At 70.8% G+C, this 21,670-nt stretch carries 19 protein-coding genes; 9 read left to right on the top strand and 10 right to left on the bottom strand.

What is annotated here, in order from left to right; translation table 11 throughout:
- Positions 1–4: 4 nt before the first annotated feature.
- Positions 5–1,165, bottom strand: coding sequence for an HpcH/HpaI aldolase/citrate lyase family protein (locus ACFY8O_RS09565; RefSeq protein WP_387900323.1), 1,161 nt, complete (start codon positions 1,163–1,165; stop codon positions 5–7).
- Positions 1,166–1,376: 211 nt separating this feature from the next.
- On the opposite strand from ACFY8O_RS09565, the gene ACFY8O_RS09560 reads away from it, so the two are divergent.
- Positions 1,377–2,249: a TerD family protein gene (locus ACFY8O_RS09560; protein WP_145801735.1), complete on the top strand. Its 873-nt coding sequence runs from the start codon at positions 1,377–1,379 to the stop codon at positions 2,247–2,249.
- A 33-nt stretch (positions 2,250–2,282) separates the two neighbouring features.
- On the opposite strand, the gene ACFY8O_RS09555 is transcribed toward ACFY8O_RS09560, so the two are convergent.
- The 6 genes from ACFY8O_RS09555 to ACFY8O_RS09530 all read right to left on the bottom strand — a co-directional run bounded on the left by ACFY8O_RS09555 (position 2,283) and on the right by ACFY8O_RS09530 (position 7,021).
- Positions 2,283–3,017 carry a TerD family protein gene (locus tag ACFY8O_RS09555; protein WP_145801734.1) on the bottom strand — a complete coding sequence of 245 codons (735 nt, stop codon included), beginning with the start codon at positions 3,015–3,017 and terminating at the stop codon, positions 2,283–2,285.
- A 164-nt stretch (positions 3,018–3,181) separates the two neighbouring features.
- On the bottom strand, positions 3,182–4,318 hold the full coding sequence (locus tag ACFY8O_RS09550; RefSeq protein ID WP_387900320.1) for a DUF475 domain-containing protein: 1,137 nt from the start codon (positions 4,316–4,318) through the stop codon (positions 3,182–3,184).
- A gap of 70 nt (positions 4,319–4,388) precedes the next feature.
- On the bottom strand, positions 4,389–4,964 hold the full coding sequence (locus ACFY8O_RS09545; RefSeq protein WP_073747245.1) for a TerD family protein: 576 nt from the start codon (positions 4,962–4,964) through the stop codon (positions 4,389–4,391).
- A 153-nt stretch (positions 4,965–5,117) separates the two neighbouring features.
- Positions 5,118–5,693 carry a TerD family protein gene (locus tag ACFY8O_RS09540; protein WP_124276684.1) on the bottom strand — a complete coding sequence of 192 codons (576 nt, stop codon included), beginning with the start codon at positions 5,691–5,693 and terminating at the stop codon, positions 5,118–5,120.
- Positions 5,694–5,955: 262 nt separating this feature from the next.
- Positions 5,956–6,414: a peroxiredoxin gene (locus ACFY8O_RS09535; protein WP_145801732.1), complete on the bottom strand. Its 459-nt coding sequence runs from the start codon at positions 6,412–6,414 to the stop codon at positions 5,956–5,958.
- A gap of 169 nt (positions 6,415–6,583) precedes the next feature.
- A complete protein-coding gene (locus tag ACFY8O_RS09530) occupies positions 6,584–7,021 on the bottom strand; it encodes a DUF3052 domain-containing protein (RefSeq protein ID WP_145801731.1) in 438 nt (145 codons plus the stop codon).
- A 481-nt stretch (positions 7,022–7,502) separates the two neighbouring features.
- Between ACFY8O_RS09530 and aceE the strand changes: the two genes are divergently transcribed.
- Positions 7,503–10,235, top strand: a complete 2,733-nt coding sequence (aceE, locus tag ACFY8O_RS09525) for a pyruvate dehydrogenase (acetyl-transferring), homodimeric type (RefSeq protein ID WP_145801730.1) — start codon at positions 7,503–7,505, stop codon at positions 10,233–10,235.
- 213 nt (positions 10,236–10,448) lie between these two features.
- Here aceE and ACFY8O_RS09520 read toward each other — a convergent pair whose 3' ends face one another.
- Together ACFY8O_RS09520 and ACFY8O_RS09515 are read right to left on the bottom strand one after the other, a co-directional pair.
- On the bottom strand, positions 10,449–10,874 hold the full coding sequence (locus ACFY8O_RS09520) for a peptidase inhibitor family I36 protein (RefSeq protein WP_387900317.1): 426 nt from the start codon (positions 10,872–10,874) through the stop codon (positions 10,449–10,451).
- Positions 10,875–11,084: 210 nt separating this feature from the next.
- Positions 11,085–12,572 carry an MFS transporter gene (locus tag ACFY8O_RS09515; protein WP_387901072.1) on the bottom strand — a complete coding sequence of 496 codons (1,488 nt, stop codon included), beginning with the start codon at positions 12,570–12,572 and terminating at the stop codon, positions 11,085–11,087.
- A gap of 238 nt (positions 12,573–12,810) precedes the next feature.
- Between ACFY8O_RS09515 and ACFY8O_RS09510 the strand changes: the two genes are divergently transcribed.
- The 5 genes from ACFY8O_RS09510 (at position 12,811) to ACFY8O_RS09490 (ending at position 18,132) form a co-directional block, all read left to right on the top strand.
- On the top strand, positions 12,811–13,479 hold the full coding sequence (locus ACFY8O_RS09510; RefSeq protein ID WP_387900315.1) for a TetR family transcriptional regulator: 669 nt from the start codon (positions 12,811–12,813) through the stop codon (positions 13,477–13,479).
- A 236-nt stretch (positions 13,480–13,715) separates the two neighbouring features.
- Positions 13,716–14,927, top strand: coding sequence for an alpha/beta hydrolase (locus ACFY8O_RS09505; protein WP_145801725.1), 1,212 nt, complete (start codon positions 13,716–13,718; stop codon positions 14,925–14,927).
- Positions 14,928–15,044: 117 nt separating this feature from the next.
- Complete coding sequence (locus tag ACFY8O_RS09500) at positions 15,045–15,956, top strand: DUF4429 domain-containing protein (RefSeq protein WP_145801724.1); 912 nt, start codon at positions 15,045–15,047, stop codon at positions 15,954–15,956.
- Positions 15,957–16,102: 146 nt separating this feature from the next.
- Positions 16,103–17,455, top strand: a complete 1,353-nt coding sequence (locus ACFY8O_RS09495) for a sensor histidine kinase (protein WP_387900312.1) — start codon at positions 16,103–16,105, stop codon at positions 17,453–17,455.
- A complete protein-coding gene (locus tag ACFY8O_RS09490) occupies positions 17,452–18,132 on the top strand; it encodes a response regulator (RefSeq protein WP_145801722.1) in 681 nt (226 codons plus the stop codon). Before ACFY8O_RS09495 ends, ACFY8O_RS09490 begins: the two co-directional genes overlap by 4 nt.
- Positions 18,133–18,317: 185 nt before the next feature.
- Here the strand turns inward: ACFY8O_RS09490 and ACFY8O_RS09485 are convergent, their stop codons facing one another.
- Positions 18,318–18,776, bottom strand: a complete 459-nt coding sequence (locus ACFY8O_RS09485) for a DUF1877 family protein (RefSeq protein ID WP_387900310.1) — start codon at positions 18,774–18,776, stop codon at positions 18,318–18,320.
- Positions 18,777–19,311: 535 nt separating this feature from the next.
- On the opposite strand from ACFY8O_RS09485, the gene ACFY8O_RS09480 reads away from it, so the two are divergent.
- Positions 19,312–20,352, top strand: coding sequence for an alpha/beta hydrolase (locus ACFY8O_RS09480; RefSeq protein ID WP_387900308.1), 1,041 nt, complete (start codon positions 19,312–19,314; stop codon positions 20,350–20,352).
- Positions 20,352–21,560: an acyltransferase family protein gene (locus tag ACFY8O_RS09475; protein ID WP_145801719.1), complete on the top strand. Its 1,209-nt coding sequence runs from the start codon at positions 20,352–20,354 to the stop codon at positions 21,558–21,560. Before ACFY8O_RS09480 ends, ACFY8O_RS09475 begins: the two co-directional genes overlap by 1 nt.
- The last annotated feature ends 110 nt before the right edge of the window (positions 21,561–21,670 follow it).

Below are 21,670 nucleotides of genomic sequence, written 5' to 3'. Positions count from 1 at the left end.
GCGCTCAGTCGGCCACGCCCGCGGCCAGCAGCTCCACGAAGCCGACGTCCGCCCGCGCCACGCCGAAGACCTCGGCCCGCTGAAGGGTCCGCTCGGCCCAGGCGCGGTGCGGCTTCACTTCGTTCATCTTGTTCGTGTAGGCGGAGCGCAGCACTCCGCCGCCGCCCCGCTCCGGCCGCAGGATGTCCTGCGCGTCGCTGTACTCCTCGTGGCTGACGACCGACAGGGCGTGCACGGGCAGGACGTGGGACGGGTGGATGCAGGTCTTGCCGAGCAGTCCGTTGGCCCGGTCGAGCTCGATCTCGCGCAGGAGGCCGTCGAGGTCGTGCTCGATGAGGGTGGTGCGCAGCTCCTCGGCCTGGCCCATGAAGGGGCTGCGGCGCAGCTGGGGCTTGAACATCCGCTCCTGGAGGCGGAAGTACTCCCAGACGGGTCCGGTGATGGTGAAGCCCGTGCCGTCCGCCCGGCCCAGCACGTTGACGACGTCCCCGATGACGGCGCCGACGATCTGCACGTCGTACGCCGTCATGTCGGGCGCCCGGCGCAGGCCGTAGACGGAGCAGAAGTCGGTGACACCGAGGCGCAGCGCGAGGACCCGCTCGCGGTACTTGTCGACGGTCCGGGCGATTCCCCGGAGCGTCTCGCCCCTGGTCTCCAGGTGGAGCAGCTCGGGGGACTCCAGGACGGGCATCGCGAACAGCCGGTGCCCGCTGTCCGCCTCGGCCGCGGTGAGGGCTTCCAGAAACAGCTCTCCCCGCTCTTCGGTGAATTTGGGAAGTACGAATCCGGACAACAATCGGACGGAGCTTCCGAGACGCCGGACGAGGTCGGAAATCTGCTCCGGTTCACGCACCCTGATGAAGAGCAGGGGCACGTCGCTGACGCGCGCCTCGAGTTCGGCGAACTGCCGGACCAGGTTGGCCTCGGCGCCGACCACTTCCCCGTCGTCGATCGAATCCTCCAGGCAGAGGACCATGGAGACGACTCCCCGCCCGGCCTGCTTGATCACGTCGTCCGCCAGCCTGGGCCGGGTCGCGGGGCTGTAGAGGGTGGCGCCGAGCGCCGCCGAAAGGGTGTGGGAGGAGGAACCCGCGCTGAATTCGCACGGCTCCCTGAAGAACAAGCCCTCCCGGACAGCGGGCGAGATGTGCCCGAAATGACGCATGTGATTCCCCCGTACTGCCTGATAGACCGGACAACGTGTGGCCGGTAATAGTACGTTCGGACAGGTGTCGTAGGTTCCCCGCCCATATGAACTTCGGGTAACCCCGGCGTGTCCCGCCTGCCCCGCGGCGCGCCCGCGCGCCCCGCGGGAACACGCCCCGGCCTACCGGTTCACACCCCCACGTTGTCCGGGTGCCCCACGAGCAGGCAGGATGACCGCCATGACGCACGCGATGCTGAAGGGCTCGAACGTCCCTCTCGACGCCATGGCCGTACGGGCCGTGCTGCGCTGGACCCCGGGCCCCGGGGTCCCGGATGTGGACGCCTCCGCCCTGCTGATCGGCGCCTCCGGACGGGTGCGTTCGGACGAGGACTTCGTCTTCTACAACCAGCCGCGCCACCCGTCGGGTCTCGTGCGCCGGCTGCCCAAGCGGAGCGGCCCTGAGGGTCTCACGGACACGATCGAGGCGGACCTCGCCGCCCTCGACCCCTCCGTGGACCAGGTGGTCATCGCCGCGTCCTGCGACGAAGAGGCGTTCGAGCGGGTCCGGGACCTGCGGATATCTCTGTACGACGCCGCGTCGGCGGACGGTGAGCCGCTGGCGGTCTTCGACGTGCGGGCGGAGACCGGCGAGGAGACGGCGGTCATCTGCGGCGAGCTGTACCGGCGCGGCGACGGCTGGAAGTTCCGTGCGGTGGGCCAGGGCTACCCCACGGGCCTCGTCGGCCTGGCCACCGCCTTCGGGATCTCGGTGGACGAGGCGGAGGCGGCCTCCGAGCCCGGCCCCGCGGCCGTGCCCGCGCCGGATGCCCAGCCGTCCTTCCCGCCCGCTGCCTCGGCCGACAGCCAGGCGACGGTGCAGCACCAGCAGCCCGCGTACGGCTACCCCCAGCCGTCTGCGGCCACCGCGCCCGCCTACGGCTACCCGCAGCCCGCCGGGGCCTCCCAGCCCGCGTACGGCTACCCTCAGCCCGCCGCGGACCGGCCCGGCTACGGCTACCCGCAGCCCGCAGCGGCGGCGGCGCCCGCCGCCGACCCGAATTTCGTGCTCCCCCCGCAGGGCCCGCAGTTCCTCCGGTCCTGAACCGGAGGCGCCGCAGCCCTTGACGGCGCGCACTCAGGCCCGCGTCTTGTAGCCGCGTCCCCACTGCATGCCGAAGCCGTACATCCGGTCCAGCTCCGACTGGAAGCCGTACACGAACTTCACCTCGCGCCGCACGACCAGCTCGCCCTTGGTGTTGTCCACGGTGAACACCGCGCAGGAGCGGGCCTGCGGGGCGCGCTCGTCCAGCTCGATCTCGATGCGCGGGCCGTTGCCCGGGTAGAGCGTCACCTTGGCGTGCGTACGGTCGAAGGCCGGGGTCTGGTCGTAGATGTACACGAAGAAGAGCAGGCGCTTGATGTCGTCCCGGTGGTCGAGGTTCACATAGACCGTCTCGCCGGACGGCGCCCCGAACCGGTCGTCGCCGCTCAACCGGATGTACGGCGGCCCCTGGAGGTCGCCGATGAGGTTGCCCAGCGGCTGCACGACCCCCTTGGTGCCGTCCTTGAGCTCGTACATGCAGCCCAGGTCGAGGTCGACGTTGACCATGCCCTGGGTGTGCGCCTGGACGACCTCGGGCTGGAAGAGCTTCAGCGGACGCAGCAGCCGGCCGCTCTGCCGCGCCCTGCCCCCGATGTCCGAGGTGCGCATCCGCCACGACAGGTTGACACGCAGATTTCCCGACAGCGCGCCCTGCTTGTTCAGCGAGACCGTCGCGTTGCGCCGGGAGAGCACGATGGAGTTCGTCGCGGAGTTACCCGACTCGAACTGTGCCGCCCGCCCCGCGAACAGGCCGTCCCAGAAGGCCATCCCAACCCCCACATGTATCCGGTAGTTCCATCGCCCGACCCCACACACGGCCCACACGCCACGCACGTCACTGCGGGGCGGCCACCGGGCCGGGTCCGGGTGTTCCCGGAGAACCGCCGCCATGGGCCGCCCCGCAGAGAGAGCGTTCCTCAATCCCTACCGGGTCACACCCCGGAGGAGACTTCCGCCTTGGAATCGCCGCCGCCCGCAGCCGCGAGGGCCTTGTTGCGGCGGACCGAGGACCAGAAGGACCAGCCGATGAGGATGACCCCGACGGAACCGGTGATCAGCTCGTTGATCTCGTACTGGATGGTGACGAGGAGGATGACCGCGAGGGCGCCGATCGCGTAGTGGGCGCCGTGCTCCAGGTAGACGTAGTCGTCCAGGGTGCCCTGGCGGACCAGGTACACGGTGAGCGAACGGACGTACATGGCGCCGATACCCAGACCCAGGGCCATCAGGACGATCTCGTTGGTGATGGCGAAGGCGCCGATGACGCCGTCGAAGGAGAAGGACGCGTCGAGGACCTCGAGGTAGAGGAACATGAAGAACGCGGCCTTGCCCGCCAGGAGCACGCCGGAGACCGGCTTGCCGGCCTTCTTGGCCTCTTCCTCGGCCTCCTGCTCCCGCTCCTCCTCCTCTTCGAGCTTGTTCTCGAAGAATCCGGAGAGGCCGCCGACCACGAGGTAGGTGATCAGGCCCGCGATGCCGGAGAGCATGACGGTCGAAGCCTTGTCGGCGTGTCCGCCGCCGTGCTGGTGGGCGTGGGTCGCGAAGGTCATGGCCGAGATCAGCAGGACGATCAGGGCGACGCAGACCGACAGCATGTCGACCTTGCCGAGCTTGGCGAGCGGGCGCTCGATCCAGCGCAGCCACTGGATGTCCCGGTCCTCGAAGATGAAGTCGAGGAAGATCATGAGCAGGAACATGCCACCGAAGGCGGCGATCGACGGATGGGCGTCCGTCACGAGTTCCTTGTACCGGTCAGGGTCGTTGAACGAGAGGTCGATCGCCTCGATCGGCCCCAGTTGCGCGCTGACGGCCACGATCACGACGGGGAAGACCAGCCGCATACCGAAGACCGCGATGAGCACACCGACGGTGAGGAAGATCTTCTGCCAGAAGGCATTCATCTTCTTCAGGATTCCGGCGTTGATCACCGCGTTGTCGAAGGACAGCGAGATCTCCAGGACCGACAGGATCGCGACGATGCCGAATGCCTGCCACCCCCCGTAGAACACCGCTGCGACCAGGCCGATCGCGGTGACCGCGAACGACCAGCCGAAGGTTTTCAGAACCACTGGCTACCCCATCATGTAAGTAACGGGTCTCCCCCGTCGAGTACGGGGCTCCCCCGCGCCGTGCGCGGCTTTACGAAACGTTGACCCCGAAGTCTAGAGCGATGCCTCGGAGCCCTGACGCGTACCCCTGCCCGACCGCACGGAATTTCCACTCCCCGCCGTACCGGTACAGCTCACCGAAGATCATCGCCGTCTCCGTCGACGCGTCCTCGCTGAGGTCGTAACGCGCGAGCTCCTGACCGTCCGCCTGGTTGACGACCCGGATGAAGGCGTTGCTGACCTGACCGAATGTCTGCCCACGATTGTCGGCTTCATGGATGGAGACGGGGAAAAGAATCTTGTCGCAGTGCGCGGGCACCTGCGTGAGGTTCACGATGACGGACTCGTCGTCGCCGTCGCCCTCACCCGTGAGGTTGTCGCCGGTGTGCTCGACGGAACCGTCGGGGCTGGTGAGGTTGTTGTAGAACACGAACCACTCGTCGCCGAGGACCCGGCCCGACTGGCACAGCAGCGCGCTGGCGTCGAGGTCGAAGTCGGCTCCCGTCGTGGATCGTGCGTCCCAGCCGAGCCCGACCAGCACCTGCGTGAGATTGGGTGCGGCCTTGGAGAGGGAGACATTGCCTCCCTTGGCGAGCGTGACGCCCATGGTGTGTCCTCCCCGAGTCTGTGGACGGTCTTTCCTGCCGACAGGACGCCTTCCGGACGCGGGGCGCCCTGCCGAGCGCGTCCGGCGCCGCACGGAGGGTGCGGCGCCGGGCGCGGTGGAACTGCGGTTGTCCGGAGGATCCCCCGAACCGGCTCAGACGTTGACGCCGAAGTCCTGCGCGATGCCGCGCAGACCCGAGGCATACCCCTGGCCGATGGCACGGAACTTCCACTCCGCGCCGTTGCGGTACAGCTCGCCGAAGACCATGGCGGTCTCCGTCGAGGCGTCCTCGCTCAGGTCGTAGCGCGCGAGCTCGCTGTTGTCCGCCTGGTTGACCACGCGGATGTAGGCGTTGCGCACCTGGCCGAAGCTCTGCTGACGGCTCTCGGCCTCGTAGATCGAGACCGGGAAGACGATCTTGTCGACGTCGGCCGGGACACCGGCGAGGTTGACCTTGATGACCTCGTCGTCGCCCTCGCCCTCACCGGTGAGGTTGTCACCGGTGTGCTCGACCGAGCCGTCGGGGCTCTTGAGGTTGTTGAAGAAGACGAAATTCCCGTCGCTCCCGACCTTGCCCTCGGCGTTCGTCAGCAGCGCGCTGGCGTCGAGGTCGAAGTCACCGCCGGTGGTCGTACGGGCATCCCAGCCCAGACCGACGATGACCGCCGTCAGGTTCGGCGCGGCCTTGGTCAGCGAGACGTTGCCGCCCTTGCTGAGGCTGACTCCCACGAGTCCTCCAAAAGTTTTGAGAGGGCCGGCAGACACCAGCGCCCCCGTCGTGCGATGGCATCGGATCAACGATTGGATCCTAGTGACCGGTTCCCTGCCAAAACAGGCTTTTGGCAGGCAACCGCCGGGGGGATCCCCGGATCCGGTGGCCCACAAACCCCGGAATCTCCGGTTCACCGGCCACCGGTCCCTCAGACGGTCCTGCGGTCCACCCGCCCCCGGCCCCGGACGGGTCCGAGGGCTCCGGAGGCGGGTGCACGGATCAGAGCGCGCCGAGGGCCTTGACGTAGTCGTTCAGGTCACGCGCGTCCGGCAGCCCGTTGACGACGGTCCAGCGGACGACGCCCTCCTTGTCGATGATGAAGGTGCCGCGCACCGCGCAGCCCTTCTCCTCGTCGAAGACGCCGTACGCACGCGAGGTGGCGCCGTGCGGCCAGAAGTCCGAGAGCAGGGGGTACTCGAGGCCCTCCTGCTCGGCGAAGACGCGCAGGGTGTGGATCGAGTCGTTGGACACCGCGAGGAGCTGGGTGTCGTCGTTCTCGAACTGCGGCAGCTCGTCACGGAGCGCGCACAGCTCCCCCGTGCAGACGCCGGTGAAGGCGAAGGGGTAGAAGAGCAGCACCACGTTCTTCTCGCCACGGAAGTCGGACAGCCTCACGGTCCGCCCGTGGTTGTCCTTCAGCTCGAAATCCGGGGCCTTCGTGCCGACCTCGATCGCCATGTGGAACGCGTCCCTTCGCAGACGTCATCACTTCCCGGCCTGGGCCGTCCGGGTGACACCCACCCTACGCAGCGGCTCGCGGAAAGCCCGGGCAGGCCCGTCCCGGCGCGCACGAAGGCCCCCGGACGGCGCGATGCCGTCCGGGGGCCCCGGGTGGTGTCGGAAGTGCTCAGCGCTTGGACTTGGCTCCCTTGGGAGTGACCAGACGGCTGCCCGTCCAGTCCTTGCCCGCGCTGATGCTCTTGGTCTGGGCAAGACCCGCTGTCTGGGCGGCCTCGTTGATGTCGCTCGGCTCGACGTATCCGTCTCGTCCGGTCTTGGGCGTCAGCAGCCAGACGGCCCCGCCGTCCTCGATCAGACCAATGGCATCCACCAGCGCGTCCGTAAGGTCGCCGTCCTCGTCCCGGAACCAGAGCAGGACGACGTCAGCGACGTCGTCGTAGTCCTCGTCGACGAGATCCTGGCCGATTGTGGCCTCAATGCCCTCACGGAGCTCCTGCTCGACGTCGTCGTCGTAGCCGATCTCCTGGACCACCTGTCCGGGTTCGAACCCAAGCCTCGCGGCCGTGTTGGTCCGTTCCTCCGCGTGGTCCGCGGTCGCGCTCACGGGTTGCCTCCTGATCATGTTTCGGAAAATGCTTCAGCCACGCGCGTGCGCGGGGCATTGGCCGTAGTCCACACGGGCTCGGCGAATCGCGCAAGTACCCGGCGTCCGAGACCGCCTAAACGGTGACGTTCCCTGCCACGTCGCCGCAACTTCCGGCATGTCTCCTGCGGGGCCGGGAATGGTGTCCGGACCCTTTACGTCCTTCCTCAGCTTATGCCGTTTCGCTCCGCCATTCGGATTCGAACGGGCTTTGGGAACGCTTGGCCGGGTTGGGCGTATGGTTGCGGTTTGGGCAGGACCGCCCTCGCACCGTTGATACTCGTGCCCGGACACCTCGCCCGGGAACCTTGTGTTACCCCACAGTAGAGATGACGTTTAGGTCCTCGCGATGGACGATGGTGGCGGCGTACATGCGGCCACCCGGGGGTACGTTCCCCGCAACCAGGCCCCGAAGAGCACCACCGAACAGCGAAGGAACAGCGTGGCTTCCGGATCCGATCGCAACCCGATCATCATTGGCGGCCTTCCGAGCCAGGTCCCGGACTTCGATCCTGAAGAGACCCAGGAATGGCTCGACTCCCTCGACGCCGCCGTCGACGAGCGTGGCCGTGAGCGGGCCCGCTACCTGATGCTCCGGCTCATCGAGCGTGCGCGCGAGAAGCGCGTCGCCGTGCCGGAGATGCGCAGCACCGACTACGTCAACACGATCGCCACGAAGGACGAGCCGTTCTTCCCCGGCGACGAGGAGATCGAGCGCAAGGTCCTCAACGCGACCCGGTGGAACGCCGCGGTGATGGTCTCCCGCGCGCAGCGCCCGGGGATCGGGGTCGGCGGCCACATCGCCACCTTCGCCTCCTCCGCCTCGCTGTACGACGTCGGCTTCAACCACTTCTTCCGGGGCAAGGACGACGGCCTGGGCGGGGACCAGATCTTCTTCCAGGGGCACGCGTCCCCCGGCATCTACGCCCGCGCCTTCCTGCTGGACCGGCTGAGCGAGGCCCAGCTGGACGGCTTCCGTCAGGAGAAGTCGAAGGCCGGCCACGCCCTGTCCAGCTACCCGCACCCGCGGTCGATGCCGGACTTCTGGGAGTTCCCGACGGTCTCGATGGGCCTCGGCCCCCTCGGCGCGATCTACCAGGCGCGGATGAACCGCTACATGGAGGCGCGCGGCATCGCCGACACCTCCAAGTCGCACGTCTGGGCCTATCTGGGCGACGGCGAGATGGACGAGCCGGAGTCGCTCGGCCAGCTCTCCATCGCCGCCCGCGAGGGGCTGGACAACCTCACCTTCGTGGTCAACTGCAACCTCCAGCGCCTGGACGGCCCGGTCCGCGGCAACGGCAAGATCATCCAGGAGCTGGAGTCCCAGTTCCGGGGCGCCGGCTGGAATGTGATCAAGCTGGTCTGGGACCGCACCTGGGACCCGCTGCTCGCGCAGGACCGCACGGGCATCCTGGTGAACAAGCTGAACACCACCCCGGACGGCCAGTTCCAGACGTACGCCACCGAGACCGGCGCGTACATCCGCGAGCACTTCTTCGGTGACGACCCGCGGCTGCGCGACATGGTCAAGGACATGTCCGACGACCAGATCCTGCACCTGGGCCGCGGTGGCCACGACCACCGCAAGGTCTACGCGGCGTACGCGGCGGCCAAGGCCCACAAGGGCCAGCCGACGGTGATCCTGGCGCAGACGGTCAAGGGCTGGACGCTCGGCCCGAACTTCGAGGGCCGCAACGCGACCCACCAGATGAAGAAGCTCACGGCCGACGACCTGAAGCGCTTCCGGGACCGGCTGCACATCCCGATCGCGGACAAGCAGCTGGAGGACGGCAACCCGCCGTACTACCACCCGGGCCGCGACTCGGAAGAGATCCAGTACATGCACGACCGCCGCAAGGGTCTGGGCGGTTACGTCCCGACCCGGGTGGTGCGGGCGAAGCCGCTGCCCCTTCCGGACGAGAAGGCGTACGCGACCGCGAAGAAGGGCTCGGGTCAGCAGTCGATCGCCACGACCATGGCGTTCGTCCGCATCCTGAAGGACCTCATGCGGGACAAGGAGATCGGCAAGCGTTTCGTGCTGATCGCCCCCGACGAGTACCGCACCTTCGGCATGGACGCGTTCTTCCCGAGCGCGAAGATCTACAACCCGCTCGGTCAGCAGTACGAGTCGGTGGACCGCGAGCTCCTCCTCGCCTACAAGGAGTCGCCGACCGGTCAGATGCTGCACGACGGCATCTCGGAGGCCGGGTGCACGGCGTCGCTGATCGCGGCGGGCTCGGCCTACGCCACGCACGGCGAGCCGCTGATCCCGGTGTACGTCTTCTACTCGATGTTCGGTTTCCAGCGCACCGGTGACCAGTTCTGGCAGATGGCCGACCAGCTCTCGCGCGGCTTCGTACTGGGCGCGACCGCCGGACGTACGACCCTGACCGGTGAAGGTCTCCAGCACGCGGACGGGCACTCGCAGCTGCTCGCGTCGACGAACCCCGCCTGCGTCTCCTACGACCCGGCGTTCGGGTACGAGATCGCGCACATCGTGAAGGACGGGCTCCGCCGGATGTACGGCGAGGCCGACGAGGACGTCTTCTACTACCTCACCGTCTACAACGAGCCGATCCAGCACCCGGCCGAGCCCGCCGACGTGGACGTCGAGGGCATCCTCAAGGGCGTGCACCGCTACCGCGCGGGCGAGAAGGGCCAGATCCCGGCCCAGATCCTCGCCTCCGGCGTGGCGGTCCCGTGGGCGGTCGAGGCCCAGCGGATCCTCGCCGACGAGTGGAACGTGAAGGCGGACGTCTGGTCGGCGACCTCCTGGAACGAGCTGCGCCGTGAGGCCGTCGAGGTCGAGCGCCACAACCTCCTCCACCCCGAGGAGGAGCAGCGCGTCCCGTACGTGACGCGGAAGCTCTCCGGCTCCGAGGGCCCGTTCGTGGCGGTCTCGGACTGGATGCGTTCCGTCCCGGACCAGATCGCTCGCTGGGTCCCGGGCGCCTACCAGTCGCTGGGTGCCGACGGCTTCGGCTTCGCCGACACCCGGGGTGCGGCGCGCCGCTTCTTCCACATCGACGCGCAGTCGATCGTGCTGGCGGTGCTCACCGAGCTGGCGAAGGAAGGCAAGATCGATCGTTCGGCGCTGAAGACGGCGCTCGACCGCTACGAGCTGCTGGACGTGGCCGCCGCGGGTCCCGGCCCGGCCGGCGGGGACGCGTAAGGGACACTCCGTCCCGGAAGAAGGGCGGCGGGGCACCTGTCCCGCCGCCCTTCGGCGTGTCCCCCCACCGGACGGGCGGTCCGGTGGGGGCCGCGCGCCGGGCGGACGCAGGCCCGGGGCCCGGCTCAGCTCACCCAGATGCCCGGCGGACACAGGCCCGGGGCCCGGCTCAGCTCACCCAGATGCCCGGCAGACGCAGACCCGGGGCCCGGCTCAGCTCTCCCAGATCTTGAAGGCCCGCACCGTGTACGGCGAGCGGGGGACCCAGGTGCCGCCTCCCGGGTACGTCTCGAACTCCCCGGTCTCCGCGCACTCCGCCGACTGGAAGGTGGTCACGGGCCGGCCCGTGCGGTTCACGAGCGCCTGGGCGTGCCGTCCCGCGGGCAGGGGGACGCAGCTCTCGATGTCGACGGTGGACAGTTCGTGGACCTGGGCCGCTCCGGTGAAGTCGGGCCTGGGCCAGAGACAGAGCTGCCCCGCCCCGCACGGGGCGAGCCCCGCGGGTGCGGCCTGCGGGGCAGGGCGGGAGCGCTCGGTGGCGGGCGCCCGGTGGGCGCCGGTCTCGGCGCCGGCGGCCAGGGCCGCGGCAGGGACGAGTGCGGTGGCCGCCAGGGCGGCGGCGAGGACGGTCGTACGCATGGTGGATCAACCCCCGTGGTCGGGCGAGCCGGACGACTCGCCATGACCGCACTCTGACCTGCGCCGGAGAGGCGCGGGAAGGGGCCGGGCGGTGGACCACCCTGATAGGCGACAGCCCCGCCGGACGGGTCCGGCGGGGCTGTCGGGTGTGCTGTGTTGACGCCCCGTCCCCGGCGGGTTGCCGGGGACGGCACGGGGGTGTGCCAGGGGTCAGATGTGGCCTGCGCCCATCCCTGCCTCGGCGTTCGCACCCCGCTTGGTCACTGTGGCGACCAGGGCCGCGACCACGGCGACGATGCCGGCGACCAGGAAGGCCGCGCTCATCCCGGACACGAACGTGTCATGGGCGACGTCCGTGATCTTCGCCGCGATCTCCGGCGGGGTGCCGGGGGCGATCGGGGGCATGCCCACCTTGATCGCCGCCGACGCCTGGTCGAGCTGCGCCGGGTCGACCGGCGGGAGCTCGGCGGCCTTCCAGTTGCCCTCGAGCTTCGCGTCGACCCGCGCGGCCATCACGGCACCCAGAACGGCCGTGCCCAGGCTTCCGCCGACCTGCATGGCGGCCTGCTGGAGCCCGCCCGCGACACCGGAGAGCTCCATGGGGGCGTTGCCGACGATGACCTCGGTGGCTCCGACCATGACCGGCGCGAGACCGAATCCGAGCAGACCGAACCAGAGCGACATGGTCAGCGTGCCGGTGCTGACGCTCAGCTGCGACATGCCGAACATGGCGATCGCGACGGACACCATGCCGCCGACCAGCGGTACGCGCGGGCCGAACCGGGTGATCGCGACCCCGGCGAGCGGCGAGCCGACGATCATCATCCCGGTGAGCGGCAGCAGGTGCAGACCGCTGTCGACCGGGCTCATGCCGTGGACGTTCTGCAGGTAGAAGGTCACGAAGAACAGCCCGCCCATGAAGGCGAACGCCATCAGCACCATCAGGACCACGCCGGCCGACAGCGGCACGGAGCGGAACATGGCGAGCGGGATCAGCGGTTCGCGGACGTTCTTCTGCGAGAGGGCGAACACGAGGAACAGGACGAGCGCGGCGCCCAGGAAGCCGAGCGTCTTCCAGTCGCCCCAGCCCCACTCCGCACCCTTGATCAGCGCCCAGATCAGGCAGAACATCGCCTGCGACAGCAGCACGATGCCGCCGATGTCGAAGGACTTCGGCGCGTTCTCGGCGCGGTGGTCCCGGAGGATCACCAGGCCGAACAGGAGCGCGAGCACGCCGACGGGCACGTTGATGAAGAAGACCGACTGCCAGCTGACGTGCTCCACGAGCACGCCGCCGAGGATGGGCCCGCCGGCCGTCGAGGCACCGATCACCATGCCCCAGATGCCGATCGCCATGTTCAGCTTCTCGGCCGGGAAGGTGGCGCGCAGCAGCCCGAGCGCCGCCGGCATCAGCAGGGCGCCGAAGAGGCCCTGAAGCACGCGGAAGACGATCACCAGGGTCACACTGTCGGAAAGGCCGATGGCCGCCGAGGCGGCGGCGAAGCCCGCGATGCCTATCAGGAAGGTCTGGCGGTGCCCGAAGCGGTCACCCAGCTTGCCCGCCGTGATCAGCGAGACGGCGAGGGCGAGCATGTAGCCGTTGGTGATCCACTGGACGTCGGCGAGCGAGGCGCCAAGGTCCTGCTGGATGGCGGGGTTGGCGATCGCGACGATCGTGCCGTCGAGCGCCACCATCATCACGCCGATGGCCACGGCGAAGAGCGTCAGCCAGGGGTGGCCGCGCAGCCCCTTCACCGGTGCGGGAACAAGGGTGTCTTCAGGCTCCCGCGGCGCCTTTTCGACAGTGGTCTGACTAGTCATGCACCGGACATTATGGCAGTGGCTGACAGTTGACAAACCATTTCACGAGACAGTAACTGACACGTAGCTCGCAGGTAGGCTCAGCAGGTAAAAACGGCGGAAAGAGGTCCGGCACGTGACACGCAGGCAGACATCCGGGGCTCTGGTCACCGAAGCCCCGGCCGGATTGCGCGAGCGGAAGAAACAGCGCACCCGCGAGGCCCTGCTGCACGCCGCCCTCCAGCTCTTCACCACACAGGGCTACGACCGGACCACCGTCGACGAGATCGTCGAAGCGGTGGACGTCTCCCAGCGCACCTTCTTCCGCTACTTCGCGAACAAGGAGGCCATCGCGTTCGCCGTCCAGGACGCGGTGGACGCCCGCTTCCTCACGGAGCTGCGTCAACGCCCCGCCTCGGAGCCCCCCTTCGAGGCCATGCGCAGGGCGGTCGGCAACGCCTGGGACGGCATCGCGGAGGACGTCGAGGACGAGGCCATGCTCGAACTCCGGATCCGCACCTATCGGATGATCGAATCGACTCCGGCACTGCTCGCCGCACACATCCGGCGCACCATCGGACTGGAGCAACAGGCCGCCGCGCTGATCGCGGAGCGTGAGGGGATCGACGTGGAGGCGGACCCGCGCCCCCGGGTGGCCGTGGCCGCCTTCTCCGGGGTGATGCGGCTGACCGGGCAACTGTGGGGCCGGCGCCAGGACGCGGGCGTCGAAGCGCTCAGGGAGATGACCGAACGCCACCTGGACCACCTCGGACCTGCACTCTCCGCCAACTGGCGGGCCGCGTAGGCACACGCTTACGCGAACCGCACAGGTGTGCCGCACTCCTCACGCCTCCCCCATGGCCGACATCACAAGGCGCGCGCACATACGGGCATTTCGGGCGCGCGCCGGGGCTTCCGTGCGCCGGAGCGTGAACTCGGCGCGCACGGAGCGTAAGAGAAGAGCGGTCAATTCCCTGCGGTCGAGTGATCCGCGTCACCCCTGCGGTGAGGGCACGCGCGCGTCTCCTAGGGTGGGGCGCAGTGACTTCCTTCGACTCCTCCCCCACGCTCACCGCATGGCGCGCGCTGCTCGCCGTCGCGGTGGTGTTCGTGATGCTGGCGACCACCGGGTGGACCGCCGTGCGCAACCAGCACTCCGCCGCGCCGCGCGAGATCGCGCTCGCTGCCTGGGCGAAGGACCGGATAGCCGGTCACGCACTCCCGGACGTGAGCTCGCCCGCCTACCGGCTGGCCCACTTCTTCGCGACGCTCACGGCGGGCCAGCAGGTCGCGCTCGCCGACAAGTACCCGCTGGTGGTGGGGAATCTGAACGGTGCGCCGGTCGGCCTGCGGTACCGCGCGAACCGGCACGCCCTCGCGCAGGCCGAGGCCTCCGAGGAACAGCGGACGCTGGACACCCGTCTGTCGCCGGACGGACGCCACCAGGCCGCCCTCCGGCTCGCCCGCTTCCGCTCCCTGCTCGCCGGGGACCGGCAGATCCTCACGTTCGACCCGTCGGGCCGCGGCCGGGCGGCCGAGGTCTTCGGCGATCTGGACCGGGCGGACCGGGTCTCGGTGGTCGTACCCGGGGTCGACACGAATCTGCTGACCCTGGAGCGCACCGGCGTCAAGGAGAACGCGGCGCCGGTGGGCATGGCCCGGTCGCTGTACGCCGCGGAGCGCTCGGCGCGCCCGGGTTCACACACGGCGGTCATCGCATGGGCCGACTACACCGCGCCGGCGGGCATCGGCATGGACGCCGCGCTGGGCGGTCTGGCCTCGGAGGGCGCGGTGCGGCTGAACGCGCTGCTCAAGGCGCTGCCCGGCACCTCGGACGTCTCGTTGTTCTGCCACAGCTACGGCTCCGTGCTGTGTGGCGTGGCCGCGCACGAGCTGCCGGACCGGGTGTCCGACATCGCGGTCGCGGGCAGTCCCGGTATGCGTGCGGACCACGCCGGCGCCCTGCACACCCGGGCCCGGGTGTGGGCCATGCGGGACCGCGACGACTGGATCGCGGAGGTGCCGAACATGGCGGTCGGAGGGCTCGGCCACGGCGCCGATCCGGTCGACCCGGCCTTCGGGGCCCGGATCGTGTCGGCGAGCGGCGCGGTCGGGCACAGCGGCTATTTCGAGCCCGGGACGCAGAGTCTCGACAACTTCGCCGCGATCGGCGTGGGCGCCTACGACTCGGTCACCTGCGCGAGCAGCGATGCCGCGTGCCACCGGGAGATTTCCGGCGAGCCGGAGACCTGACGCGCGTAGAGACGCGTGTGACGCGCGTGGAGAACGGCGAACGGCCTCCCTGCCCGGCCGTGATTCTGCCTGTACCGAAGGGGGACGTGCGAGCCTGTGCCGCATACGATGAGGCACATGGGTGATGTGCTGGCCGGAATTCATGCCACCTGGGAGTTCGACACCGACTCCGTGCTCATCCGCTTCGAACGGGGGATCCGCGCGCCGAGGCTTTACCAGAGTCTGCGCGAACGCCGCGTTCCGTACGCGGCGCTGTCGTCGGTGACGCTGACCCCCGGCAAGCGGGGCACGGTGGTCCTGCACGCCGTGCCGAGACCCGGGGCGGATCCGCTGCTGGAGGCCGCGGCCGGGCAGCTGAAGGAGAGCGGCGACCCCTACCGCCTGGTGCTGCCCGCCGAGAGCGAGACGCTCGCGGAGTACTACGCCGACGAGATGCGCGCCCTCCTCGGGGACGAGGCCTCGCTGCCCGCCGACCGCTTCATGGTGACGGCTCCCGAGCCTCCGATGCACTTCAAGGCCTACGACGGCCGGGCCGCCTTCGACGGGAAACTGGTCTCGTTCCGGTGGTTCTGGACGGGTGCCTCCAGTGCCAAGTGGAAGGCGGGCGACCAGTCCTTCCCCGTGGCGGAACTGGCCGGAATCGAATGGCGTTCGCCCGACGCCTTCGAGGGGTACCTCCGGCTGCTGCCCCGCGGCGCCGGGGCCGAGTCCGGGGAGGACGGCCCGGGCCCCGACCCCCAGGGCGTCACCCACCGGGTCCAGCCCGACCAGGACCCTGCGGCGGTGACGTTCGGCCTGGGCTACGGGCCGGTGCACGAGTCGCTGCCGTTCGCCGCGGCCGTCCTGGAGTCCGTCCGCCGGACGCAGTCCGTGCCCGTCGCGACCGTTCCCGGCCCGGTGGGCGGCGCGCGGCGCGATCCCGCGGACATCGCGGAGCGCATACGCCACCTCGGGGATCTGCATCAGGCCGGACTGGTCACGGAAGCGGAGTACAGCGCGAAGAAGGCGGAACTGCTCGCCGAGCTGTAGCCGGAGCGCCCCGGCCGCGCGGGCGTCGGGTCCTGCGGGGCCGGGCGGACTCCGCCGCCCCCTACCCGGGTACGGGGCAGCGGCCCCGGGTTCGGCCCCCCGGTATGACGCCGTCCGGCGCGCTCCGCGCCTACCCTGACCCGATCATGACGACATCTCCCTCCGGGCCTCCGCCGCCCTCCGACGGTCTGCTGAGCGCCGCCCGCCGCAATCTGCGTGAGCTCGCCCAGGGGCTGTCCCACCCCTCGCATCCCCCGGCCCCGCTGCTCGCCGGGTCACCGAGGCTCTGGCTGCGGCTGCTGCCCTACGCGGTCGTACTGGCCCTGGCCGCCGTCTTCGTTCCCGTCACGATCCAGGTGCTGACCGGCGACTACGGCGTACCCGGCGGGGTCGCCGGTGCCCTGGCCGTCGGTCAGGCCGCGCCGTTGCTGATGCTGGCGCACCGGCCGCTACAGGCCTGGTGGATCGTCTTCGCCGCGGACGTGGTGGGTGCCCTGGTGCTGCTGGGGCAGGGGCCGGCTCCGGGCACCCTCTGGCCGTGGCCCCCGCCGGCGGTCATCGGCTGTCTCTTCGTGCTGCTGGCCGTCGGCCTGCGGGAGAGACGGCAGACCCTGATCGGCGTCTGGCTGGCCACCGGCGCGGCCGGACTCGCCTTCCGTCCGGTGGCTCCCGAGCGGAGCGACGACAGCGCGCTGCTGCTGTTCGTCCTCGGCGGGGTGGTACTGGTCATCGGGGCCGTCGTACGGGAACGGAGCGAGGCCCGGCGCATGCTGGCCGAGCAGGAGACGATCAGCGAGGCCGAGCGGGCGCAGCGGACGCTGCTGGAGGAGCGCACCCGGATCGCGCGTGAGCTCCACGACGTGGTCGCGCACCACATGTCGGTGATCACGGTGCAGGCCGACTCGGCTCCGTACCGGATCGGTGGGCTGTCCGAGGAGGCGCAGGCGGAGTTCGCGTCGATCGCGGCGGCGGCCCGGGAGTCGTTGTCCGAGATGCGGCGGCTGCTGTCGGTGCTGCGCAGCGACGGAAGCCGGGGCGAGCTCGCCCCGCAGCCCGGTCTCGACCGGGTGCAGCAGCTCGTGGAGGCGACGGTGCGGGCGGGACTCCCGGCCGAGCTGTCGCTGGGGTCGGAGGTGCGGGAGGCGGTGGAGCGGGGCGCCGTGCCGCAGACCGTGGATCTGTCGGCGTACCGCATCGTGCAGGAGGCGCTGGCCAACGTGGTCCGCCACGCGCCGGGCGCACGGACGCGGGTGTCGGTCACCGCGCGCGACGGTCATCTGACGGTGCTGGTGGTCAACGAACCGCCCAGCGAACCCGGTTCGCCCCTGGAGGTGTCGGGGACGGGACACGGGCTGGTGGGCATGCGGGAGCGCGTACGGTTGACCGGCGGCACGCTCGACACCGGCCCGCTGCCGGACGGGGGCTTCCGGGTGGCCGCGCGGCTGCCGCTGCCGCCGTCCGAGCCGCCCCCGGCACCCCTGACCCCGGAGGAACCGTGACCATCCGCGTGATCATCGTCGACGACCAGGCCATGGTCAGGGCCGGGTTCGCCGCGCTGCTGGCTGCGCAGAGCGACATCGACGTGGTGGGAGAGGCACCGGACGGGCGCCGGGGGGTGGAGGTCAGCAGGACGGTGCATCCGGATGTGGTCCTGATGGACGTCCGGATGCCGGAGATGGACGGACTGGCCGCCGCCCGCGAGCTGTTGAGCCCTCCCGCGGGGGTGGTGCACCGGCCGAAGGTCCTGATGCTCACGACCTTCGACGTCGACGACTACGTCTACGAGGCCCTGCGGGCGGGGGCCTCCGGATTCCTGCTGAAGGACGCCCCTCCGGCGGATCTGATCTCCGCCGTACGGGTCGTGGCGGCGGGGGACGCGCTGCTCGCCCCCTCGGTGACCCGTCGGCTCATCGCGGACTTCGCGCGTCAGCGGCCGGCGGCGCCCACCGGTGGCCCGGCGCTGCGGCTGAACGCGCTGACGCCCCGTGAGACGGAGGTGCTGGAGCTCATCGCCCGGGGTCTGTCGAACCAGGAGATCGCGGCACGGCTGGTCCTGGCGGAGCAGACCGTGAAGACGCACATCGGCCGGGTGCTGGCCAAGCTCGGCCTGCGGGACCGGGCCCAGGCGGTGATCTTCGCGTACGAGTCCGGCCTGGTGGCACCCGGCGAGGCGTAGACCCGGACCGCCCCGCGCGGCCCTCGGACGAGCAGTGGGCCGCGTCGGAGCTCTTGCTGCCGAAAGGTACCTGCCAGGCCACCCCACTGTGCCCACGCGATACGACACGCTCGGCGTCCGCCGACGGCTGCGGTCGTCCGGCCGCAGCCGTCGGCGGGCGCCGGTGACCAGCACGTGGTCCCGTCTCACGCCCACACCGCTTTGACCACGGCGTGACCTGCCGAAGCCGCCTGCCCGTAGAACTGCTGGAGGTCCCGGTGGTGTCCGAGGAGTTCCTGCTCGGTCCAGCCGAGGTCACCGAAGCCGGCACCGACCACGTTCCACAGCGCCTCGAAAGGGACGTCCGCGAGGAAACGCGCGGCCTGTGACACCGCCGGCGGCTCCAGCAGCATCAGCGGGGGGTCCCCGAGGTCGGCGTCCGTGCTGTTCGGCACGGGGCGGCCTCCGTAGATCGGCAGTGTCCAGGACTCGTCGGCGTCTGCGTCAAGGGCATCGGCAGCGGCATAGAGGTCGTTGACGAGGTCCCAGCACTTGTTGATCGAGTGGGCGATGCCCGCCGCGTACTCGGCGGGGCCGTCGTCCCAAGCCGCGGACATGAACGCGGTCAGCCAGCTGTGGTCGTCCCGGATCTCGGACTCAGCCACCGCGCGAAAGTGCAGATAGATGCTCACTACGACACGCCCCTCAGCTCCGTCGGCCCCGCCTGCCGGGCCGACGGACAGAACCTACGTGAGGACACCGACAGCCGCGTCCCCGAGGTCGACTCGAGCCACCCGGCAGGACCTTCGCGACACCCCCTGAAGGTTCTCGCGGAAGGCCGCTCCGAGGACCTGGTGAACGGGGTGCGGGAGCGCTCGCCCCGCACGCCACGCGCGCCCCACCCCCGCAGTCCCCCACGCCACGCCCCGACGCTCACCATCGGCGGTCCCGGAGGCGCAGGCGCGAAGCCCGCCCGGAATATCCCGGCCGCGCGGGCCCGCACCGGGCCGCCCCCCGGACGCGTGGGCCCGTACGCACCCCGGTGGCCCCCGGCGCGGTGGGGGGCTGTCCCCCCGTACGCCCCCTACCCCGGTACCACCGGGCAGTTGGCTCCGCAGGGTGACGCCCTGTCACCGGCCGTCCTCCTACCTTCCTCCCGGCACACCGTCCGGTGTGCGCACGCCGTAAGGGGAGGACACGATGCGCCGATTCGCGAGGACGCTGGCCGCGGTCGCACTGGCGACCGCCGTGGTGACGGGAACGGCCGGCTGGGCGTCCGGGAACGCCCAAAGGGCGGTGACCGGGCCGCCGCCCGGCAGTGACGCCTGGCGCGCCGACGGCGTCCTGGGGCGGCAGCTGCCCGACCCCGCTCGGGCGACCCCGAAGCAAGTCCACCGGTTCTTCCAGGGGTTGAGCGCGAGCGAGCGGCAGGACCTGCTGGAGCGCCACCCGTCGGTGGTGGGCAATCTGGACGGGGCGCCGCTGGAGCTCCGCTACCGCGCCAACTCCCTCGCGCTGCGCACCTCCTCCGACCCCCGGTACCTCCGGCTGGCCGCGCCGGGCCGGCAGATCCTCGCCTTCGACCCCCGGGGACGTGGTCAGGTCGCCGAGGTGTTCGGGGATCTGCGCTCCGCCCGTCATGTGTCCGTGGTGGTCCCCGGGTCGGACATCGACGCCGGGAGTTTCGACCGGCGCGGCGATGTGTACGGCACGCCCTCGGGCATGGCGAAGTCGCTGTACGCCGAGACGGGCCGGGGCGGCGCCGTCATCGCCTGGGCCGGTTACACCACTCCGGTCGGTCTCGGGCTGGACGCGGCGACGGGAGCGCTGGCCGAGGCGGGTGCGCAGCGGCTGACCCGCTTCACGGCGGGGCTGGCGGCCGACGGACTGCCCGCGCCGGTCGTGTTCTGCCACAGCTACGGCTCGGTGGTGTGCGGGCTCGCGGCGTCCCGGCTCGGCGCCACGGACCTGGTGGTGCTCGGCTCCCCCGGGATGCGCGCGGACGACGTGGCCGGCCTGCGCACGGGCGCCCGGGTCTGGGCGGCCAGGAACGCCACCGACTGGATCGACGACGTGCCGCACGTGGAGGTGGCCGGGCTCGGGCACGGCCCCGATCCGGCCGATGCGGAGTTCGGGGCGAGGCGGGTGCCGGCCCGGGACGCGAAGGGCCACACCGGCTACTTCGCCCCCGGCACGGATTCGCTGCGCGCCTTCGCCGCGATCGCCGAGGGGACCGTGTGATGAGCGTGCGGCAGCTGGTCTCCCGGATCGACGCCCGGACCCCGGAGCACCGCGACCGCGCGGTCGACGGACTGCGCGCCCTCGCCCTGCTGGCCGTGCCCACCGGTCACTGGCTGCTGGGCGGCTTCACCCTGGACGGCGAGGGCGCGCTGCACAACGCCAGCCCGCTCTCCACCTTCGCGGTGTTCGCCCCGGTGAGCTGGGTGCTCCAGATGCTGGGCGTGTTCTTCCTGGTCGGCGGTTACGCCTCGGTGCTCTCGTACGGGCGCAGGCCCTCCACCACCCGCGCCTGGCTGCGCGGCCGGATGGTCAGGCTGGGCCGGCCGGTGCTCGGGGTGACCGCCGTCTGGGCGCTGATGATCCCGGTGCTGTACGCGGCCGGAGTGCCCGAGGCCACGCTGCGTACGGGCGCGAAGCTGGTGATCCAGCCGCTGTGGTTCGTCGGGGTCTACGCCGTCGTCACGGCGCTCACGCCGCAGTGCGTGCGGCTGGCCGGAAAGCTCGGCGGGTGGGCGGCGGCGCCGCTGATCGGCTCGGTCGCGGCGGTCGATCTCCTGCGCTACGGGCCGTACGCGGACGCCGTGCCGTCCTGGCTGGGCGTGCTGAACATCCTGCCCGGCTGGCTCTTCGCCTATCAGCTCGGCGTCTCGTGGGGGCTGGGCCGCCTGACCCGGCGCGGGGCCCGCGTGCTGCTCGTCGGCGGCACGGTGCTGTTCGCGGCGCTGCTGCTCGTCTTCCACTACCCGGCGTCGATGGTCGGCGTACCGGGCGAGGCGCGGACCAATTCGCATCCTCCGTCGCTGCTGGTCCTCGCCCTGGCGGCGGCGCAGAGCGGCGCGGCCCTCCTCCTGCACGGCCGCATCGGCAGGGCGCTGCGCCGTCCCGCGCTGTGGGCCCCGGTGGTCGTGATCAATCTGTCGGCGATGACGATCCTGTGCTGGCACCAGACGGCGATGCTGGCCGCCGCCGTCCCCGCGTCGTTCGCCGGGGCGGTGCAGGGGCTGACCACGAGCCCGGACACGGCCGGCTGGCTCCTCGCCCGGCCGGCCTGGATGCCGCTGTTCGCCGCCCTCCTCGTCCTGATCGCCCGCTACGCCCGACGGTTCGAGGAGCCCTGGGAGGCGGGCACGCACGGCGCGCGAGCTCGCCGGGCGGCGGCGGGCCTCCTCGCGGCGGGCTTCGCGGTCTTCGCGCTCCGGCTGGCCTGACGGGCGGCGCGCTCCTGCCTGCCTGACGGGCGCCGCCGCGCGAGCGGCGTCGTGGGAGCGGCGTCGTGCGCCGACACGGCTTGACCCTCACGCGGCGTGAGGCCGGAGGG

Origin of the sequence: Streptomyces argenteolus, from assembly GCF_042902585.1 — a bacterium.
Lineage (GTDB): Bacteria > Actinomycetota > Actinomycetes > Streptomycetales > Streptomycetaceae > Streptomyces > Streptomyces argenteolus.
Note: the sequence above shows the minus strand (reverse complement) of the source record. Positions and strands in the feature narration are given on the sequence as shown.

What these genes read in the sequence shown, in the direction of transcription:
- ACFY8O_RS09555 (WP_145801734.1), bottom strand. Translation starts at nt 3,017, where the DNA reads ATGGCCTTCTGGGACGGCCTGTTCGCGGGGCGGGCGGCACAGTTCGAG.
- ACFY8O_RS09515 (WP_387901072.1), bottom strand. Translation starts at nt 12,572, where the DNA reads ATGATGGTGGCGCTCGACGGCACGATCGTCGCGATCGCCAACCCCGCC.
- ACFY8O_RS09560 (WP_145801735.1), top strand. Translation starts at nt 1,377, where the DNA reads ATGACCGCCATGACGCACGCGATGCTGAAGGGCTCGAACGTCCCTCTC.
- ACFY8O_RS09565 (WP_387900323.1), bottom strand. Translation starts at nt 1,165, where the DNA reads ATGCGTCATTTCGGGCACATCTCGCCCGCTGTCCGGGAGGGCTTGTTC.
- ACFY8O_RS09535 (WP_145801732.1), bottom strand. Translation starts at nt 6,414, where the DNA reads ATGGCGATCGAGGTCGGCACGAAGGCCCCGGATTTCGAGCTGAAGGAC.
- ACFY8O_RS09500 (WP_145801724.1), top strand. Translation starts at nt 15,045, where the DNA reads ATGGGTGATGTGCTGGCCGGAATTCATGCCACCTGGGAGTTCGACACC.
- ACFY8O_RS09495 (WP_387900312.1), top strand. Translation starts at nt 16,103, where the DNA reads ATGACGACATCTCCCTCCGGGCCTCCGCCGCCCTCCGACGGTCTGCTG.
- ACFY8O_RS09545 (WP_073747245.1), bottom strand. Translation starts at nt 4,964, where the DNA reads ATGGGCGTCACGCTCGCCAAGGGAGGCAATGTCTCCCTCTCCAAGGCC.
- ACFY8O_RS09480 (WP_387900308.1), top strand. Translation starts at nt 19,312, where the DNA reads ATGCGCCGATTCGCGAGGACGCTGGCCGCGGTCGCACTGGCGACCGCC.
- ACFY8O_RS09520 (WP_387900317.1), bottom strand. Translation starts at nt 10,874, where the DNA reads ATGCGTACGACCGTCCTCGCCGCCGCCCTGGCGGCCACCGCACTCGTC.
- ACFY8O_RS09475 (WP_145801719.1), top strand. Translation starts at nt 20,352, where the DNA reads ATGAGCGTGCGGCAGCTGGTCTCCCGGATCGACGCCCGGACCCCGGAG.